Origin of the sequence: Lysobacter sp. TAF61 (genome assembly GCF_052113485.1) — a bacterium.
Taxonomy (GTDB): domain Bacteria; phylum Pseudomonadota; class Gammaproteobacteria; order Xanthomonadales; family Xanthomonadaceae; genus Lysobacter_J.
This window is the reverse complement of record NZ_JBFRDH010000003.1, coordinates 160,975-180,306: the sequence shown is the minus strand read 5'-3', so window position 1 is coordinate 180,306 and position 19,332 is coordinate 160,975. Positions and strand designations below refer to the sequence as shown.

Below are 19,332 nucleotides of genomic sequence, written 5' to 3'. Positions count from 1 at the left end.
CCGGTCACGGTCATGCAGGTGCTAGAGTCACGCCTCATCCAGGCTGGGGGCCCGGACATGCAGCGCGACGGCAAAGAAGGCGACAGCAAGGCAATCAACAGCAAGGCGATCGCTGCCGACGTCGACGCAATCGCGCGCATCACCGCCGTCCCCAATATCCTCGAAGCGGTCACCCGCATGACCGGCATGCGCTTCGCCGCCGTGGCGCGGGTGACCGACAGCCAGTGGATCGCCTGCGCGGTGCGCAACGCCATCGGCTTCCCGCTCGAACCCGGTGGCGAGTTGCCGCTGGAAACCACGATCTGCAACGAGATCCGCCAGCATCACCAGCCGGTCGTGTTCGGCCACGCCAGCACCGATCCGCACTATGGCCAGCATCACACGCCGCGCCTGTACGGTCTGGAGAGTTACATCTCCCTTCCGATCTTCCGCACCGACGGTTCATTCTTCGGCACGCTGTGCGCGATCGACTCGGCGCCGGCCGAACTCGACGATCCGAACATCGTCGGCACGCTCAAGTTGTTTGCAGAGCTGATCGGCCGCCAGCTCGAGATCGAAGACCGCCTCAGCAACAGCCAGGCCGCGTTGAAGGAAGCCACCGCGGTGACCGTGCTGCGCGAGCAGTTCGTGACCGCGCTCGGCCAGAACATGCGCGATCCGCTACAGGCCATCATCACCGGCCTCTACCTGCTCAAGCAGTCGCCGTCGATCGGCATCGACGATCGCACGCTGGTCGTGCAGCTGGAGGATTGCAGCCAGCGCATGGACCGGCTGATCCGCGACATCCTCGATTTCGCCGCCGGCCAGCTCGGTGTCGGCATGCCGCTGGCCGTCACCCACGGCGCCGACCTGGGCGACGATCTGCGACGGGTCGTGGCGGAAGTGGCGACGACCAACCCGTCACGCTCGATCGTGTCGTCGATCGCCATCGACCGCGCGGTCAATTGCGACCGCCAGCGCATGAAGCAGTTGCTGGCAAACGTGCTGGTCAATGCCGTCGCCTACGGTGGCGCGGACCAGTCCATCGAAGTCGATGCCAGGATCGATGCGCCCGATGCGACCCATCCGGACGAGGCGCGCGGCATGCTGCGCGTGCAGGTGCGCAACGGCGGCGAGCCGATACCGGCGTCGCTGCTGCCGACCATCTTCGAGCCGCACAAGCGCCTGTCGCCGGACGGGCAAAACGCGGGCCTGGGGCTGGGGCTGTTCATCGCCGCCGAGATCGCCCGCGCCCACGGCGGCACGCTGGAGCTGACCTCCACGGCCGGCCAGGGAACGCAGGTGACGTTCCAGATGCCGCTGGTCGCGATGCCGGCCTTCGCAGGCACCGGGGCAGGCGCCGCACAGACGGCGTAAACCCCCGCCTCGCGCCGGAGTGCCTACACTACGCACCCCGTCCCGCCTGGCAGTCCCGTGTCCGAACCCGTCCGCCTTTCCCGCCGCGTCGCCGAACTGGCCGCGTGCTCGCGCGCCGATGCCGAGGCCTATATCGAAGGCGGCTGGGTCCGTGTCGACGGCAAGGTCGTGGAATCGCCGCAGCACATGGTGGCCGGCGAAACGGTCGAGCTGGACCCCGAGGCGGTGCTGGAACAGCCCGAGCCGGCCACGATCGTGTTCCACAAACCGGTCGGAATCGATGCCATCAGCGGCCGTACCGAAGCCGTGGGCCTGGTCACCCCGGACACCCGCTGGGCCGAAGACCCCAGCGGCGTGCGCCTGCTTCAGCGCCACTTCGTCCGGCTGACGCCGCTGGTGCCGCTGGACCGCGACGCCAGCGGCCTGATGGTGCTGACCCAGGACGGCCGCGTCTGGCGCCGCCTGACCGAAGACGCCGACCAGATCGAACACGAATACGTCGTCGAGGTTGCCGGCGAGATCGCGCCCTATGGCCTGCACCGCCTCAACAACGGCGGCCTGCGCTACCAGGGCCGCGAACTGGCGCCGTGCAAGGTGAGCTGGCAGAACGAGATCCGCCTGCGCTTCGCCATCAAGGCCGTGCGCCCCGGGCAGTTGCAGGACATGTGCGCGCAGGTCGGGCTGGACGTCGTGGCGATCCGCCGCCTGCGCGTCGGCAAGATCCCGCTGACCAAGATGCCAGTGGGTCAGTGGCGGTACGTGCCGGTGAGTGCGCGCTTCTAGCGTCTCAGCCGCCGCGCACGCGCAGCGTCAGGCCCTTGAGGAAATTGCGCAGCATCTGGTCGCCGCACAGGCGGAAGTTCTTGTGCGTGCTCTGCCGGAACAGCGCGGTCAGCTCAGGCTTGGACACCGGGAAACCCGCCGCCGCGAACGTCTCGTGCATGTCGGTGTCCTTCAGCTCGAACGCCACGCGCAGCTTCTTCAGCACCACGTTGTTGGTCACCCGCTTCTCGACCGGGCGTGGCGGAATGCTCTCGTCGCGCCCGCGCAGCTGGATCACCAGGCCGTCGAGGAAATGCGCGAGCACGCGGCTGCTGCACTCGACGTAGTCCGGATCGTCCTCGCGGCGCAGGAACGCCAGCACGTCGGCCTTCTCGATCGGGAACTCCGGGTCGGCCAGCCTGGTGATCTCCACGACCTTGATGTCGCTCAGGTCGAGCATGTAGCGGATGCTGCGCAGTACGTCGTTGTTGATCATGGTCGTGCCCTCAGTCGGCCAGCGCCGCTGCTTCGCGGCCCTGCTGGCGGATCAGCGCCTCGTCGCGGGCCTCGTTGATCGCGTCACGGACGCTGTCGAGGTCGACGCGGCGCTCGTCATGCGTGAACTTGCCGGTCAGCACGGTATCGGGCAGCAGCGTGCCGGCCTCGAACAGGGCCCACATTTCCTCGCCGTACCAGGTATCGAACAGCTCGGGCGCCCAGCGGCCGAGATTGGCGGTGAGGTTGTTGACGTCGCGCAGCAGCATCTGCCGGGCGGCGTTGTTGCCCGCCGCGCTCACCACCTGCGGGAAGTCGATCACCACCGGGCCGTTCGGCCCGACCAGTACGTTGTACGCCGAAAGGTCGCCATGGATCAGGCCGCAGCACAGCATCAGCACGACTTGGCGCATCAGCACCGTGTGGAACTGGCGCGCCTGCTCCGCCGTCAGCTCGACCTCGCCCAGGCGCGGCGCCGAGAAACCCTCGGCATCGGTGACCAGCTCCATCACCAGCACGCCATGGAAATAGCCGTGCGGTTCGGGCACTCGCACACCGGCCTCGCGCAACTGGTACAGCGCATCGACCTCGGTGTTCTTCCAGGCGGTTTCCTGCTGCTTGCGGCCGTACTTGCTGGCCTTTCCGATCGCGCGCGCCTCGCGGCTGCCGCGGACCTTGCGGCCTTCCTGGTACTGCACGCGCTGCTGGAAGCTGCGCTGCGCCATGTCCTTGTAGACCTTCGCGCAGCGGACGTCCTCGCCGCTGCGCACCACGAACACCGCCGCTTCCTTGCCGCTCTTGAGCGGACGCAGAACCTCGTCGATCACGCCGTCGTCGATCAGCGCCTGCAGCGCGGTGGGGGTCTTCATGGAATCCAGGGCAATGGTGGCAGCCCCAAAGGAGGGACGGGAGCGGCGCGAATCGGGGGCGCATTCTCGCACGCCCGCCGTGTCAGGACCCGTCCGGGCCCTTGCGCAGGCCCGGCCTGTTCATTCCCGGGCCCAGTCAGGCCCGGGAGAGGCCCCTGCGGGCCTATTCCGGCAGCGTTTCCCCCGAGCCGCCCAGGGCCGCGGGGAAGTCCTTCAGCTTTGGCAGCCCGTCCTTCATCGGCAGCACGGTCTCGCCGTAGTTGACGTGGACCGCCGGCGCGAAGGCCAGGGTCGGGATGGTCGCGGCATAGACGTCGACCAGGCCAAATCCCGGGTGGTTGGTCATCAGGTGGCCGCCGCAGCGGCTGCAGTACTGGCGATCGCTGGCCGGCGTCTTGGCGAAATGACCGACCAGTTCCGCGCCGCGGGTGACCCTGACGTTCTCCGGCTTCCACAGCGAGAACGCATTGACCGGCCCGGCCGACCAGCTGCGGCAGGACCCGCAATGGCAGTAGCCCATCGCCTCCGGCTCGCCGCTGACCTCGACCCCCACCGCGCCGCAGAAGCAGCTTCCGACGTGCGTATCGCCCATGGCAACGCTCCGGTTGGATGACACAGGCCGCGCGCGATGCGTGCCTGCCACCAACCGCAACGCGCTGCGGCGGCCGGGTCGGACAGGCCTGGCGCCTACTTCCCGCCACCCTGCCCCGAGGCGGCGGCCGCCGGCGCGCCCACCACCGGCGCGGCCTTGGCCTTGGCCTTGGCCTCGGCGTCCGTGATGGCCTGCGTGCTGCCCAGGTTCTGCTGCAGGAAGCCGGCAATCCCGGTCCAGGCGATGTCGATCGCGACACGGTTGAAGAAGCTGTGGCCCATGTCCGGGAACGCCAGCAGCACCGGCGGGTGCTGTTCGAGATTGAACATGCGCACCAGGCGGCGGGTGTGCTCGAAATCCACGCGCTCGTCTTCGCGGCCATGCACCAGCATCACCGGCAGCGTCAGTTCGCGGAAGTGATACAGCGGCGAGGTGGCCTGCATCTGGGCCATGTCGGTGCGTGGATCGCCCATGATGCGTTCCAGGATCTGTCGCGCCTGCGCTGAACGCACGTTGTCGCTGGCGGTGAAGCGCAGCGCCCGGTCGCTCACACCCGACAGCGAGATCGCACAGCGGAAGCGGCCTGGCCAACGCACGGCCGACACCATCGCCGAGTAACCGCCGTAGCTGGAACCCAGGGTGCACATGCGCGATTCGTCCAGCGGATAGGCCGCCGCGGCCGCGCGGATCGCCGCGTCGATGTCGTCCTCGATGAGACGGCCGTAGTTGCGATGCCCGGCCTCGCGGAAGGCCTTTCCGTAGCCATCGGAACCGCGGAAGTTCACCTGCAGCACCGCATAGCCCTGCGCGGCGATGTACTGCACCTCGCGATTGAACGTGAGGCTGTCGCTCACGCCAATCGGACCGCCGTGCGGAAACACCACCAGCGGGCGCTTGCCATCGCCCGGCGGCAGGGTCAGGAAGGCTTCGATCGGCAGGCCATCGCCGCTCTTCACTTCGAGCACGTGCGCGGGCGCGAAGGCGATGTCGCTCAGCTGCGGCGCCACGGCGTCCAGCAGCGAGGCGCGCTTGCCGGTCAGATCCATGTGATAGAGCTCGGGCGGGTGGTCGGCCGCGTCCACCCACAGGATCAACTGCGTGTTGTCGCGGTTGCGATCGAGCACCGCGACGTTGCGACCGGGAAAGGCCGACTGCAACGTCTGGTAGACATCGCGGTTGGCCTGGTCGAAGTACTCGGTGACCAGGCGACCGGACTGGTAGTAACGCACGGCCACCGGCTCGCGCCGCACGTTGAAGACCGTACTGAGGATGTCCACGCCGGGCTTGCTGAAGATCGTGCGCGAGACCTTGCGCGTCGCCGGATCGAAGGCCACCAGATCACGCTGGGTGCGGCCGTCGTCGGTGTAGCCGTAGATCGTTTCGCCGTCGTACGAGAGCCCGGCCGGGCTGAACCCGCCTTCGGCCTGCAGGCTAAGCACTTCCTGGTAGACGCCATCGCGGCCGTGCATGAGCACGGCGGTCTCGTTGCGGACCACAATGGCGGCGCGCAGGTTGCCGTAGCCGTCGGCCAGCCATGCCACGTCCTTGCTGACGCCCACGTTCAGCCGGTCGCGACTCCTGGCAGTGCGGAAGCCGGAGATCTCCTTGTCGCCGACCAGCTCGACCCGGTGCACCACCAGCTCGCCACGGCTGTCGTACCCCGCGAACAGGATGTGGTACGGATCCCCCGGCAGCATGTCGACGATCGTGCCGGTGCCGCCGATCGGCAGGCGTTGGATGCTGTGCTTGCCGTTGCTGCCGGGACCGATGCGGAACACGGTGTAGGCAGACGAGTCGTTGCCACTGGCGGCGATCAGCGTGCGGCTGTCCTTCCACGTCAGCTCGTCGGCCGCATAGATGGACGTGGTCAGGCGCTGCTCGGCGCCTTCGACCAGGTCGACCAGATTGATGCCCCACTTGCCGTTCTCGTCGCGGACGGTTTCGGCCAGCAAGTCGCCTTCGCCATTGATGGCGACCGCGGACACGCGGTCCGGCTTCCACATCACATCGGCCGGGATCGGCACGGCGATTGGTTTGGGCGGTTCCCGGCCGCCGTTGAGCTTCTCCGACGGCGTGGCATTGCCGGCGCGCGCGGTGCGGTAGAACTCGGGGAATGGATCCGGGTACAGGCCGGAGTACTCGAAGGTCATGCGCGGATACACGTCCGCATGCTCCTTCTCCAGCCAGTCGATGATCGGCAGCGAGCGGTTGGCGATATGGAAGTGCGTCGACGTCCAGCTGGTCGGGCGCAGGATCAGGTCGCCGGGGTAGACGATCTTTCCGGCGGTGACCTTGAAGCGGTATTCGTCCGAGGTCACGGTGTAACGCATGCGCCACCAGCCGTTGGACAGATCCATCTCGGCCCAGCGGTAATCGCCGGCCTTGGCCGCATACAGGCTGACATTGCGACCGGGCACGATGTAGTTGAGCACCGCGGCGACGCCATGGTCGTCACGCACGCGCACCGCCAGGATTGGCGCGCTGGCATCGACCGACAGCACCACCAGGCCTTCATCGGCGGCCAGTCTGGGGTCCTCGCCGGGATCGATCTTGCGCATGGCGGCGCAGTCCAGCGCCACCAGCAACATCCCGATGGCGAGCAGCGCCCGCCATGTCCCGATCAGCCCCCGGCGCCGCGCGCCGGACATCCCGTGCTGCATGCGATATCCCCTGTGTGTGCCGCCCTGCCCGGAACCCCGTGGCCAACCACTGCCAGGTCCGTCCTGCCCCCGACGTGCAGCACGTACTCGAAGTTCTGCACCATTTTTCCGTAGCCGCTGTCGTCGCTGTCGTAGTTCGCGCCGATCGTCAGCGTGTGGCGGCCGGTGGGCAGCGGCTTGATCAGCAGCCAGTAGCCATCCGCCGCCGTCAGACCACTGGCGTGGCCCGGTTGCAGCGCGAAGCAGCCGTCACTGCGCACGCGGAAGCGGGCGACGTCCGTCACCGGCACGCCATCGATCAACGCCACCGCACTGGCCAGGCGTTCGTTGTTCACCGCCGCAGCACCCTGCAGCACGGCGCACGGCAACGGCAAACCCTTGTCGTTGCTGCCTTGGAGCATGTTGATGATCGGCACCAGCAAGTAGCGACCTTCCGGCACCACGCACTCGCGATGCGCGTTGAAGGTGCCATCGGTACCGGCGAGGAACCAGACCGGCCCTTCCTGGCCGATCTCGCAAAAGCGTCCATCGGGATCCAGGTACGGAGGTATGTCCACGTGGTCGGCCCATTGCCACCAGCGCGCCGTCAACTGGCCAAAGGTTTCATCGCCGACCTTGCCGTCCGGCGGCAGCACCAACTGGTCGGCCGCCGTCGCCGCGGGCCGCTCGGGCGCATTGTTCGCATTGGCCGCGGTCAGCGATGCGCAGGCGGCCGCGATCGACACGATCAGGCCGGCGCGGAGCGCGAGGCGTTTCCCCATCCGATGCACGAGCTTCCCATCCGTCTGCTTCGTCACGGCGCGACCCGCTTGCCGCCCTTCGCCGCACCGCGCGGCGCGGCATGCGCCTGCCAGACCTTCATTGATTCGAGATTGACCTGATGGTCCCTGTTGTTCGGATCGGCCAGTTCCCGGTACCGCTCGACGGCCTGCAGTGCCGCCGGATCTTCGGCATTGATCAGCGAAAAGGCGCGCGTCCCCCAGGCCTCGGCCGAACGCGGGAACTCCTCCACCAGGCCGCGCGAGCATGCCAGCGATTCGGGCTGGATCTGCGGGATCATGTAGGTCTCGCAGTAGCGCTGCATCGCACGCTGGCGATACTCCACGGTCATGGCGCGCTTGTAGTACGGGCGCGCCTCCTTCGTTCCCTTCACGTCTTCGGTTGCCAGGCCGAGCAGCCAGTTGAACTTGGCGTTGTCCGGCTCAAGCTTCACCGCGACGAGCATGTCCGAGCGCGCCCAGGCCGCGTCGTACAGGTAGTAATAAAGCACCGAGGCGCGGCCGAACCGGTAACGCGCCTCATCCGGCCGGAAGCGCGTGGCCTGCGAGTAATAGACCACCGCGGGCCATGGGTCGTCCTTGTTCCAGTAACCGCCACCGGCCATTCCGGTCAGTGACGCGCTGGGCCCCATGCGCGCCGCCCCGATCAGGTCGTCGATCACCGCGCCGTAGTCGTTGGCCAGCGAAGCCTTGTCGCCTGTGTCCTCGCCCAGCAATGCGCCCAGCAGCGGATTGCGATCGGTGCGCGCGGCCGCATAGGCCACCGCCCGGCGCAGTTTCTCTTCCGAGCCGCCCCAGCGCGGCTGCGCCGAGGTGATCCACTCCAGCGCCAGGAAGTAGGAGTCCGGATCGACCTTCATGCAGTGGGCGCGCGCGTACTCCTCGAGCGCGCTGGAGCTGCTGCGGCCGATGGCGTTGAGCTTGTAGCAGGCCACGCTCAGGCGCGGCTCGATTTCCAGCGCCTTCACGTACAACGGCACCGCCTGGGCGAAGAACTGGCCCATGCGCTCGACCTGCTCGGCCGGGGTCTTGCCGATGTACGCGGTACCGCGCGCCTTCCAGCCGGCGCCGCCCAGGTAGACGCCGCTGGCGGTATTGGCGAACGCGCTGTCGGGGGCCAGCTTCAGCCAGCGCCGTGCGATCTCGCCGGCGCGGTCGTCACCGTCAAACACGTTGAGGGCGATGAAGATCTGCTCGCGCTGCGACTGATCCTTGTAGTGGGCATCGAGCAGCGCGGCAAAGCCCCGCTCCAGCTCGGCCACGCCCTCGGGTGTCGCCAGCAGGCGGTCGATGTCGTCGAGCGACCAGGCGGGCGCGCGCAGGATCGAGCAACGACCCTGCGCCGCACCGGCCCGCCATTGGTTGCCCGGCAGGTCGGGATAGGCATTGCAGCGCGCCTCGGCGTTTTCGATCGCGTCGGCCTTGCGGACGCCGGCGATGTACTGGGCGAACTCCGGCGGCGGCTTCAAAGGCGCCGGTGGATTCCCGGCGCGGGCCTGGCCGGCGCCGATAAGGATGGCGCTGCCCAGCGCGATCCCTGCGAAGACTGTACGTGTCCGTGTCATGTGTTCCCCCTGGCGGCAACGCTAGCGCACCCGCCGGGGGATGTCAGCGGGGGTGAGACTTTGTCGCAGTCCCGGCTGCCGCCTTCCGCGACGCCCGTCGCGCCTTCAGGCGCGACGGCGTTGGACCGTCACCCCGCCGGGTGGGCCAGCGCGTAATCGATCGCCGCGCACACCGCCGCTGCCTGCGCGGCATTGCACTGCTCGGGCGTGGCGCGCGGGCTGTCGGGGTAGACCTCGGTGGTGGTCTTGTACGGCGCGTCGGTGATGCCCGCGCACAGGCCAAGCTTGCGCAACGCGTATTCGATGACGCCCGGCGCGACCACGGTCGAACCGATGATCTCGCCCTTGTCGTCGGCCGGCGCGATGTGGGTGACCTTCGCCACCGCTTCGATCACCGCCTTCTGGAACCCCGGCTGCGGGCGTTCGCTGTCGTCGACCAGATAGAAACCGTCGGGGATCTCGCCCGGCTCGAACGGCTTGCCATCGCGTGCTGCCAGCGCGGGACGGAACTCGGACTCGTCGCTGTCGGTGGTTTCGTGCAGGTCGATATGCACCAGCACCTGGCCGCTCACCGGCGCCACCAGCTGCATCAGCGCCGCCGACTCCTGCGCAGGGCTGTCGGCGCGGAACGAGCGGTTCGGGTCGATCGCATTCGCATTCCAGCGATGCACGCGCTCATAGGCCCACGGGCTGATGCATGGCGCGACCAGCACATTGACCTTGCCTTCGTAGCTGGCGGCATGCAGATCGACGAACTCCAGCGCGCCGTGCACGCCGGAAGTCTCATAGCCGTGCACGCCGCCGGTCACCAGCGCGGTGGGCAGATCGTCGCGCCAGTTGCGGCTCTTGATCGCCAGTAGCGGGTAGCTGTCCGCGCCGTAGTTCAGCTCGCCGTACTGGACGACATCGAAGCGCGAACCCAGCCCCTCGATCTTGCCCCGCACCTCCGACTCGAAGCTGCGGTGGCGCGTCTGCCGCGACAACCATTGCGCCTTTTCCGTCTCGCCCCAGGCTTGTCCGGGAATGCCGATGGGATAGAACGCCTGGACAGTCATGCGCGGCTCGCTGCGTGATCACAAAGGGGCCGCAACTTTAACACCGCTCCGACAAGCACCTTCCCCATCTCCCCCTCCCCCCATCTCACGCCCCCTTTATCCCCCTAGGAGGTTAATGACCCGCCACCCCCGACTGCCGCCCTCCCGGGCTGGGCAGCTGGCGAAAACGGGCCACCGACGCTGGCCCCGGGGAACCGGTGGCATCGCACAAGGCAAGGACGGTGACCAGGCGTCAGTCGTACATCCAACCCAAAGGGAATGACCATGAATACCAGCAAGCCGAACAAGCACCTGATGCTCACCACCGCCCTCGTGGGCATCCTCGCCGCCACCTCGGCGCTTGCCGCCGACGGCGACAAGAGCAAGATCAAAGGCCTGATCACCGGCGTCAACGGCAACACGCTCACCGTCAAGGACGGCAACAACGCCGTGCAGACGATCAACGTGTCGGCCGACACCAAGCTGAAGAAAACCAAGGGCCTCACGGGCGTCATCCACTCCAAGGTCGAGCCGGGCGCACTGATCCCGGGCCTGCCGATCAGCGCCGACGTCGTCGCCGCCGGCAGCGGCTTCAACGCCACCGAGATCTCGTTCAAGTCGGAAGACTTCAAGACCGCGCAGCAGGTGCAGGCCGGTGTGGCGCCGACCAGCGAGTTGGCCACCGCGAACGCCGCCCGCATAGACGACTTCGGTACGTACGAAGCCCTTGCCACTGCCGAAGTGCTGTTCGCCTCGGGCAGCACCGCCCTCTCGGCGAAGGGCAAGTCGGATCTGGACGCCCTGGCGGCCAAGGCCAAGGAGACCAAGAACTACCAGATCGTTATGCAGGGCTTCACTGATTCGACCGGCAACGCGGAGGCGAATCAGCGCCTGAGCACGATGCGCGGCGCAGCCGTCGCCAACTACCTGCGGCAGCAAGGCGGCCTGCAACCCGGACGCGTCCGTGCCCCGGCCGGCATGGGCGTTGCGGCCGATGCGGGCTCGGGCAGCAATGCCAATGCGCGCAAGGTCGAGGTGAAGCTGGTGGTCGACAAGGGTGTGCAGGGCGGCGCGAAGTAATCGCACCTCTCCCCTGATCTAATCAGGCGATACATGAACCCGAGAACCGCCCGCACACGCGGGCGGTTTTTTTGTGCCCCTCATTTGAGGCTGCTCTTATGGACGACCCACTGCGCGCGTCGCTAGCTTGAGGTCCATTCGGCCGAAAAAATGAATCGATTTGCGAAGGGCACCATTGTTGCCGCCATCGTCCTGGCGGCGTCGTTTCCGATCGAGAGCCTGATTGCACCGGACTGGCGCAAGTGGGCCTTGGCAGCGGTCGCTGGCCTCGCGACCTATGTCGTCCAGCGGACGGCTGGGGGCACTCGGCGCACGTAGCCTTGCACCCGGTTCACCTAAGGGCTCTGGGAGTTGAGCATGGCGCTCAGGATCGCAATAGCACTACTGATGGCGGGCATTTTGACGATGCCCCTGCTGTCACGAGGAGATGGCTTCATCACCGCCACTATCGCAGTACTCATGCTGGGGGCGGTCAGCATGGGAGTGCACCTGGCCAGCAAAGCGGCGCAAGACGGAGCCAGCAGCCGCGCCACATTCGTGCTCTATCGGTCAGCGCCTGTCTTCTTCCCGCTGGCACTGCTCGGTGTCTACCGGCTCTGGCATTGAGTTCGCGCCAAAAAGGGTGAGACCAAGAGTCAGGCGGAGCTAGTTCACATCTCCGGCGTCGTCTCCGCAATGACTTGAATCCCTTCATCAGTCCTGGATTGCGACTCGACGAGCTCGTCAGCTGAGCGCTTCCCCTGCGCCTGGCCGTCAACGACCTGCCCGGACGGGACCGCCGCCCCGGAAGCTCCGCTCGTCTCCTGGCGGGTTGCTGCCGGCACCGCCGGCGCCGGCAACGAACGCATGACAACCTGCAGATGCCGGGCCACCAACACCAGGACAATCAGAAACAGCCCAACCACGATCAGTTTCGCCACCACAGCCCGACCCAGTCTCAACGCTGCCTTGCCTGCAGCCTCCGCCACTGGACCGCGCATCCGCGCCAGCGAGTCCACGGCCGAATCCGGCGCAGGACCAAGCATGACGCGAAGCTCATGCCCATCGATCAGCTTGAAATTCCGCTGGCGGGACGCAGCCTCGATCGCCGCCTTCGTGAATTCGCCACTCGTGATCAGGATCGCGCCAGTCGCGCCCTGATTGACCATGATGCCGAGCAGCTCATGCACCGCGTTGTGCGGAACCTTCATCGCCGTCCAGCGCTTGCACTGGACGAGGATGTAGCTGTCGTCGCGCCTGAGCTTCAGGTCGACCCCGCCGTCGGAGCACCGGCCAGTCTCTCCCGTCCCCACGTGCTCGATCTGGTACCCCTGGCTTCGGTAGTGGCCAGCAACGAGCGCTTCGAACTGTTCCCAACCGACGCGCGACAGCGCATCGTCATGGCGACGGCTTACCGGTTTGAGTGCCATTTCCGCCCAACCATCGCCATCATGAGTTTGCGTCCAGTTGTCCATACCCGGTCGAAAGCGATCAGGCACCTAGAGCCACCTCTAGTGCCAATCCATTTACTCTCAATCCCCGAATGTAGCTTCGAACGGCTAATCATGGCCTCCCATCGCGCGCCTAGCGCAGGTTAAGATCGCGACGTCGACCCGACCTGAAAGCTCTCCGGTTAAAAAGCGCACATGGAAACCGCGGACGACGCAAAGATTCGCTTGTTATCAATTCTAGTGCCGCAACTAGGCCCAGATGAAGCCATTGGCTCAGAACTGCGCTTTGGGGATGGCAGATACCGCGCCGACCTGGCAATCGCCTCGACAGATCGTTTAGCCGCAATAGAGATCAAGGGACCGCGCGATGACATTCGAAAGCTTGAAGCACAGCTCTCCGGTTATCTTGAAATGTTCCTCGAAGTTAGCATCGCAACCACGCGCGACCTGCTTCCCGGCGTTAGAGCGATCGCCCCACGGAGTGTCGGCCTGATCGACATAACATCAGCGACACCCCAAATACTCCGCACGCCGAAAGCCAGGAAGTTGCTCACAAAGGCAGCCGCTGCGTACTGGTTTAGGACATTTGAGCTGCGAAACATCCTTCAATCCAAGGGGATCCGCTCGCATGACGCGACGCTCACAGAGCTACGCGCAATGACCGTAGGGTCACTTTCAGTTGATGAGATCAATCAACTAGCACTCGCCTCGGTCTATGAGCGCCTTCGAACTCGACATACTGCGTTCGTTGAAGAGCTTGGCCACACGCCCACACTAGACGACCTCAGGATACTGACGCTTCCAGATCTGATTCTCGCGACAAACGAGTGGCCTGGCGGGAAACATGGTAATTGACGCGAACCGAGATCCAGTACGCAGGACTCCTACCCAACGGCAGCCCATTTGCGGCCGCTACTATGTTCTCGTGAGCCCAACAATCTAGCTCCACGTACCGAGGATCACTCAAGGCCTCAGCCGCGGCTCGAACATAGCCACCATCATCTCGCCTATATCGATGATAGAAGACATCGAGATCCAAAGGAACGTCAACCCTCGGAACCCACTGGGTCACCACACCGCCAAACTGCAGCGGATGAATGCTTCCGTAATCCGAATGCCGGATACCGTGCCTCGGAAACTCGCGCTGCAACCTGGTCGAAAGCTCAACTTCGGACAAATGAAACTGCCCTTGACTGTCTCCTCCGCCGGCAGACATGACGCTACTTGGAAACGAACTTGCTGCAACGGCGCGCATGGCGAAGGAATCGAGGTCGGCGCCCAATCCCTCAAGCATCTCCCTTACTCGTGCAAGCGCGCCAGAAATATCGCGCTCCATGACGTAAGAGGCGTCAACCAGCAGAATCAGGGCATCTAGCCCACCGATGAAGGCCTTATGTGCCTCGACAACACTATTCAGTGCTGCATAAGAGGTTGGAATTCGGAGTGCCAGCGTACCGTGCGTCACAAGCAGCTTGCGCACCTGCTTGCAGTATTCGTCGGCGTCGAAGGGATCCGTCAAATGAACAACAGGAATTGCGGTCGATGGAAGCACATTCTTAACGAACTCCACCCAGCTTGCGAAACCGTCTGATGGGTCCAAAAGCTTTGTAAACTCAGAGTTCTGCTGCCCCTCCAATGAAGTAAGGTCAGCGACGAAAGGGCGCAACCCGAGAATATCTGCGACGGTGCCAACCGTAATCGACAAGGCACCCAGGGGATTCTTCGCGGTCCGCCGAGATCGCGTTAACTCAACGACCGGCAAAATCACATCAAGTGCCTCACCGCGCAACTCTTTCAGCCCCCGCAACTCAGCGGAACGCGTCCTGATGATTGGCAAATAGAGACCTCTGGAAGCAGTCATCATCGAACCTGGTAGCTCATCGACTGGACACGAAATCTCATTGCCAGCGCAGAAACCTTAAACTTAGCCGCCAGCTCCTGGAGTGAGGTACACCCCCCATCAATCAGCTTGCGCACCTCACTCTCTGGCATCAGCAGCTCTGCCGCAAATCTGTCTGCATCCCGCTCCATCCGATCTGGCGAATCGGACCTACGCGCGAATGTTTGATCAACAAAGCTCTGCTCATGATCCCGATGAAGAATGTAATGAGCAATCTCGTGAGCAATGGTGAATCGTTGCCTGTTGGAATGATGCAATGAATTCACCCCTACTACCCAACGCCCGCTCCGATACTCCAAAAACCCCGAGATATCGTCATCCATCACTTCCTCGCTGACCTCCAGCCCGAGGAACTCGGCCACAACGTGGACATTCAGCGGAACACTTAAAAGACCCGACCGCCGCAGTCGCGCATGCAAGGACTCAAGACTCTCGATAACTACACGATCTCGCGTTTCCGCCGGCTCCAGTTTTCGAATTACGATCGCCATCACTCGTGATCCTTCTTAGCAGGGGCCACAACAGTTGTTTCGGGCACAGATTCTTGTCCTTTTCTTTCCTCACGAATCTGCTCAGAAGCCAAGAGCTGCTCCAGCCGCGAAAGGCGATCCGCAAGCGAGGCAAAGTTGGAAGCGGCGATCTCCTGACCTACCGCGTCATCTACCAGTTGATAGAACTTGTGCGACGCCATTGCAGCTTCCACTGCTGCACTCGCGGCCCCATGGGCAATCTCCTCTGCAGCATTCCTTGATAGAAATCTCAGCGAAAGTACCGAGAAGACAGCGAGCAGACCTAACAGGGCGATCAGAATCGCGATGATTGCCTGATAAAGGCCGGACATTGCCGCAATTGTATCTGCGGATGAAACCAGCTCTGCCGCCGGCTGTGCCGTCCGCTGTGCCGCCGGCTGTGCCGTCGGTTGTGCCGTCGGTTGTGCCGCCGGTCGCGCGACCGGTCGTTCTGCGGGTGGCGCTTGCTCCCCTTGCTCTTGCGAGCCCTGTGGAACTGACGCCTTGGTGGAACTGCCAACATCAGGGGCGTCAGGAAACGCCGTCGAGACCTGGATCACCGGAACAGCCTTAATTACTCGCGAATGAGGCTGCGCATATACGTAAGCGGCGATGAGGAAGAGCCCCGAAGCGCAGACCCAAGCCAATCCCTTGAACAGCCGTTCTTTTCGCTTGCTGGCCGTGCCGATCATTCGCTTCTGCGTCATAGCTCGGGCTCACCCTCATAACAGACGCCAGTCTCACATATTGCGACGATATTCCCCACCCACGTCATAAAGCGCATGACTAATCTGCCCCAGGCTATGCGTCTTAACCGCCTCCATCAGGCTGGCAAACACATTCCGTCGCTCGCGGGCCGTGGCCTGTAGCGAGGTCAAGCCTGCAGCCGCGTAGCCATTCCGGTTGCCCTGATACCCGGCCACATTCTCGATCTGCTGCCCCTTCTCCCCTTCCGTGCTCCGGATCAGCTCGATCTCGGTGACGATATCGCCGCCATGGTCCTTCGGCAGGAAGGTGTTCACGCCGATCAGCGGCAGCGACCCGTCGTGCTTCTTGTGCTCGTAGTACAGGCTCTCTTCCTGGATCTTGCCGCGCTGGTACATGGTGTCCATCGCGCCGAGCACGCCGCCGCGCTCGCTAATCGCCTCGAACTCCTTGTAGACCGCTTCCTCGACGATGTCGGTGAGCTTGTCGACGATGAAGCTGCCCTGCCAGGGGTTCTCGTTGAAGTTGAGCCCCAGTTCCTTGTTGATGATCATCTGGATGGCGACAGCGCGGCGCACGCTTTCCTCGGTCGGCGTGGTGATCGCTTCGTCGTAGGCATTGGTGTGCAGGCTGTTGCAGTTGTCGAACAGCGCATACAGCGCCTGCAGCGTGGTGCGGATGTCGTTGAACTGGATCTCCTGCGCATGCAGGGAGCGGCCGCTGGTCTGGATGTGGTACTTCATCATCTGGCTGCGGCTGCTGGCGCCGTAACGCTCACGCATCGCGCGCGCCCAGATGCGGCGGGCGACGCGGCCGATGACGGTGTACTCCGGGTCCATGCCGTTCGAAAAGAAGAACGACAGGTTCGGCGCGAAGTCGTCGATCTTCATGCCGCGCGCGAGGTAGTACTCGACGATGGTGAAGCCGTTGCTCAGGGTGAAGGCGAGCTGGCTGATCGGGTTCGCGCCGGCTTCGGCGATGTGGTAGCCGGAGATCGAGACCGAGTAGAAGTTGCGCACGCTGCGGTCGACGAAGAACTGCTGGATGTCGCCCATCATGCGCAGGGCGAACTCGGTGCTGAAGATGCAGGTGTTCTGCGCCTGGTCTTCTTTGAGGATGTCGGCTTGCACGGTGCCGCGCACGGTGGCGAGCGTGTGCGCCTTGATCTTCTCGTAGGTCTCCGCATCAACGACCTGGTCGCCGGTCACGCCCAGCAGGCCCAGGCCGAGGCCGTCGTTGGTCTCCGGCAGCATGCCGCTGTAGGTCGGGCGCTGGCGGCCTTCGAACATCTTCTCGATCTTGTCGTGCGCCTCGTCCCAGCGCGCCTGGTCGGCGCGCAGGTGCTTCTCGACCTGCTGGTCGATGGCGGTGTTCATGAACATCGCCAGGATGATCGGCGCCGGGCCGTTGATCGTCATCGACACCGACGTGCTCGGCGCGCACAGGTCGAAGCCGGAGTACAGCTTCTTCATGTCGTCGAGCGTGGCGATGTTGACGCCGGAGTTGCCGATCTTGCCGTAGATGTCCGGGCGCACGGCCGGGTCTTCGCCGTACAGCGTGACGCTGTCGAAGGCGGTGGACAGGCGCGCGGCCGGCTGGCCGACCGACAGGTAATGGAAGCGGCGGTTGGTGCGCTCGGGCGTGCCCTCGCCCGCGAACATGCGGATCGGGTCCTCGCCGGTGCGGCGGTACGGGTAGACGCCGCCGGTGTACGGGTAGTAGCCCGGCAGGTTTTCCTTCTGCAGGAAGGTCAGCAGCTCGCCCCAGCTCTTGTACGTGGGCGCGGCGATCTTCGGGATCTTCTGGTGGCTGAGCGACTCGCGGTAGTTCTCGACGCGGATGGTCTTGTCGCGGACCTGGTACTCGTTGACCTCGTCGGTGATCGACTTCAGGCGCGCCGGCCAGCCGCGCAGCAGCTTGAGGGCGTCGGAGCTGAGCGACTGGATGGCGTCGTTGTAGCGCTGGCGCAGGGTCAGCAGCGTGCGATCTGCGGGCAGCCCTTCGACTTCGCCCTGCGGGCTACGCTCAGGGCGAACGGTATCCGTCAGCAGATCGCCCGAGTCATACAGGTCCAGCGCCTTGGGCAGACTCTCGTCACCCAGGTCATGCAGCGACTGCCAATAGCTCTGCGCACGGTCGGCCACTTCGGCCTGCGTCTCGATCTGCGCATTGATGCCACGGCCCTGCTCGGCGATCTCCGCCAGGTAGCGCACGCGCGCACCCGGGATCAGCACGGTCGCACGCGGTTCCTTCAGCGAGGTGTCGATTTCCGGCGTCCACTTGCCGGCCGGCAGCGACAGCTTGTCGCGCAGCAGGCGGCACAGGTTGGCGAACATCCAGCTGATGCCGGGGTCGTTGAACTGGCTGGCGATGGTCGGATAGACCGGGACGTCCTCGTCCTTGGTCTGGAAGGCGACGCGATTGCGCTTCCACTGCTTGCGCACGTCGCGCAGCGCATCCTCGGCGCCGCGCTTGTCGAACTTGTTGAGCACGACGAGTTCGGCGAAGTCGAGCATGTCGATCTTCTCCAGCTGGCTCGGCGCGCCGAAGTCGCTGGTCATCACGTACATCGGGAAGTCGACCAAATCGACGATCTCCGAATCCGACTGGCCGATGCCGGCCGTCTCCACGATCACCAGGTCGTAGCCCAGGCCCTTGAGGAAGCCGATGCAGTCCTTGAGCACGGTGTTGGTGGCCGCGTGCTGGCGGCGCGTGGCCATCGAACGCATGTACACGCGCTTGGAGCGCAGCGAGTTCATCCGGATGCGGTCGCCGAGCAGCGCGCCACCGGTGCGGCGGCGGGTCGGATCGACCGAGATCACCGCGATGCGCATCTCGGGGAAGCTGGCGAGGAAACGGTTGAGCAGCTCGTCGGTCACCGACGACTTGCCGGCGCCGCCGGTGCCGGTGATGCCGATCACCGGGGTCTTGCCGCCGGCCAGCTGCCACTGCTTGCGCAGGTGCGACAGCTGCGATTCGTCGAGCAGGCCTTCCTCGATCGCCGAGAGCATGTGGCCGATGCTGATCTCGTCGTCCTTGTCGGGTGCGTGCTCTGGCGTCTGCGCGCCCTTGCGGGCGTCGTTGGCGCGGCGGATCACGTCCTCGATCATCGCCACCAGCCCCATGTGCATGCCGTCGTTGGGGTGGTAGATGCGTTCGACACCGTAGCCCTGCAGCTCGCGGATTTCTTCCGGCGTGATCGTGCCGCCACCGCCGCCGAACACGCGGATGTGCGAGGCGCCACGCTCCTTGAGCATGTCGACCATGTACTTGAAGTACTCGACATGCCCGCCCTGGTAAGACGATAGCGCGATGCCGTCGGCATCTTCCTGCAGCGCGGCGCGGACCACGTCCTCGACCGAGCGGTTATGGCCCAGGTGGATGACTTCGGCGCCCTGCCCCTGGATCAGCCTGCGCATGATGTTGATGGCGGCGTCGTGGCCGTCGAACAGGCTGGCGGCGGTGACGAAGCGCAGCGGGCTGCTCTCGACGGCGGTATCGGGGAGGGGGCTGGCAGGGGTGCTCATGACGCGCTCAATACGGAAACGATCGAATGCGGATTGTAGCGCGTCGGACATTCAGGCTCCGGCACGGAC

17 protein-coding genes are annotated in these 19,332 nt (G+C 64.9%); 5 read left to right on the top strand and 12 right to left on the bottom strand.

The annotated features are described in order from the left end of the window. The first annotated feature begins 57 nt into the window (after positions 1 to 57). Positions 58 to 1,356, top strand: coding sequence for a GAF domain-containing sensor histidine kinase (locus AB4Y64_RS08425; RefSeq protein WP_441816003.1), 1,299 nt, complete (start codon positions 58 to 60; stop codon positions 1,354 to 1,356). A 57-nt stretch (positions 1,357 to 1,413) separates the two neighbouring features. Next, complete coding sequence (locus tag AB4Y64_RS08420; protein ID WP_441816002.1) at positions 1,414 to 2,139, top strand: rRNA pseudouridine synthase; 726 nt, start codon at positions 1,414 to 1,416, stop codon at positions 2,137 to 2,139. Positions 2,140 to 2,143: 4 nt separating this feature from the next. Here the strand turns inward: AB4Y64_RS08420 and AB4Y64_RS08415 are convergent, their stop codons facing one another. From AB4Y64_RS08415 to AB4Y64_RS08385, 7 genes are all read right to left on the bottom strand, one after another. Beyond that, positions 2,144 to 2,614: a DUF1456 family protein gene (locus AB4Y64_RS08415; protein ID WP_441816001.1), complete on the bottom strand. Its 471-nt coding sequence runs from the start codon at positions 2,612 to 2,614 to the stop codon at positions 2,144 to 2,146. Positions 2,615 to 2,624: 10 nt separating this feature from the next. Then, the gene (locus AB4Y64_RS08410) at positions 2,625 to 3,482 is read right to left on the bottom strand and encodes a PA4780 family RIO1-like protein kinase (protein WP_441816000.1); all 858 of its coding nucleotides are present in this window, start codon (positions 3,480 to 3,482) and stop codon (positions 2,625 to 2,627) included. Positions 3,483 to 3,645: 163 nt separating this feature from the next. Beyond that, positions 3,646 to 4,074: a GFA family protein gene (locus AB4Y64_RS08405; RefSeq protein ID WP_441815999.1), complete on the bottom strand. Its 429-nt coding sequence runs from the start codon at positions 4,072 to 4,074 to the stop codon at positions 3,646 to 3,648. A 95-nt stretch (positions 4,075 to 4,169) separates the two neighbouring features. Beyond that, positions 4,170 to 6,734: an alpha/beta hydrolase family protein gene (locus tag AB4Y64_RS08400; protein WP_441815998.1), complete on the bottom strand. Its 2,565-nt coding sequence runs from the start codon at positions 6,732 to 6,734 to the stop codon at positions 4,170 to 4,172. After that, the gene (locus AB4Y64_RS08395; protein WP_441815997.1) at positions 6,695 to 7,495 is read right to left on the bottom strand and encodes a hypothetical protein; all 801 of its coding nucleotides are present in this window, start codon (positions 7,493 to 7,495) and stop codon (positions 6,695 to 6,697) included. Before AB4Y64_RS08395 ends, AB4Y64_RS08400 begins: the two co-directional genes overlap by 40 nt. Positions 7,496 to 7,527: 32 nt before the next feature. Next, positions 7,528 to 9,078 carry a hypothetical protein gene (locus AB4Y64_RS08390; RefSeq protein WP_441815996.1) on the bottom strand — a complete coding sequence of 517 codons (1,551 nt, stop codon included), beginning with the start codon at positions 9,076 to 9,078 and terminating at the stop codon, positions 7,528 to 7,530. Positions 9,079 to 9,206: 128 nt separating this feature from the next. Beyond that, a complete protein-coding gene (locus AB4Y64_RS08385; RefSeq protein ID WP_441815995.1) occupies positions 9,207 to 10,133 on the bottom strand; it encodes a M14 family metallopeptidase in 927 nt (308 codons plus the stop codon). A 264-nt stretch (positions 10,134 to 10,397) separates the two neighbouring features. On the opposite strand from AB4Y64_RS08385, the gene AB4Y64_RS08380 reads away from it, so the two are divergent. Both AB4Y64_RS08380 and AB4Y64_RS08375 read left to right on the top strand, forming a co-directional pair. After that, a complete protein-coding gene (locus AB4Y64_RS08380; RefSeq protein WP_441815994.1) occupies positions 10,398 to 11,192 on the top strand; it encodes an OmpA family protein in 795 nt (264 codons plus the stop codon). A gap of 357 nt (positions 11,193 to 11,549) precedes the next feature. Then, positions 11,550 to 11,798: a hypothetical protein gene (locus tag AB4Y64_RS08375; protein WP_441815993.1), complete on the top strand. Its 249-nt coding sequence runs from the start codon at positions 11,550 to 11,552 to the stop codon at positions 11,796 to 11,798. A 44-nt stretch (positions 11,799 to 11,842) separates the two neighbouring features. Here AB4Y64_RS08375 and AB4Y64_RS08370 read toward each other — a convergent pair whose 3' ends face one another. After that, positions 11,843 to 12,646 carry a restriction endonuclease gene (locus AB4Y64_RS08370; protein WP_441815992.1) on the bottom strand — a complete coding sequence of 268 codons (804 nt, stop codon included), beginning with the start codon at positions 12,644 to 12,646 and terminating at the stop codon, positions 11,843 to 11,845. Positions 12,647 to 12,817: 171 nt separating this feature from the next. Here AB4Y64_RS08370 and AB4Y64_RS08365 point away from each other — a divergent pair, with 171 nt between their 5' ends. Next, entirely contained in the window at positions 12,818 to 13,477 is a 660-nt protein-coding gene (locus AB4Y64_RS08365; RefSeq protein WP_441815991.1) for a sce7726 family protein, read from the top strand. Here the strand turns inward: AB4Y64_RS08365 and AB4Y64_RS08360 are convergent. From AB4Y64_RS08360 to AB4Y64_RS08345, 4 genes are read right to left on the bottom strand one after another with little or no spacing between them, the layout of a single operon-like run. Next, on the bottom strand, positions 13,407 to 14,483 hold the full coding sequence (locus tag AB4Y64_RS08360; RefSeq protein ID WP_441815990.1) for a beta family protein: 1,077 nt from the start codon (positions 14,481 to 14,483) through the stop codon (positions 13,407 to 13,409). The two genes, AB4Y64_RS08365 and AB4Y64_RS08360, sit on opposite strands and share 71 nt — an antisense overlap. Then, entirely contained in the window at positions 14,483 to 15,013 is a 531-nt protein-coding gene (locus AB4Y64_RS08355; protein WP_441815989.1) for an ImmA/IrrE family metallo-endopeptidase, read from the bottom strand. The genes AB4Y64_RS08360 and AB4Y64_RS08355 overlap by 1 nt, the downstream gene beginning before the upstream one ends. Next, the gene (locus AB4Y64_RS08350; protein WP_441815988.1) at positions 15,013 to 15,723 is read right to left on the bottom strand and encodes a PT domain-containing protein; all 711 of its coding nucleotides are present in this window, start codon (positions 15,721 to 15,723) and stop codon (positions 15,013 to 15,015) included. Before AB4Y64_RS08350 ends, AB4Y64_RS08355 begins: the two co-directional genes overlap by 1 nt. Before the next feature lie 48 nt (positions 15,724 to 15,771). Then, a complete protein-coding gene (locus tag AB4Y64_RS08345; protein ID WP_441815987.1) occupies positions 15,772 to 19,263 on the bottom strand; it encodes a methylmalonyl-CoA mutase family protein in 3,492 nt (1,163 codons plus the stop codon). Positions 19,264 to 19,332: the final 69 nt, after the last annotated feature.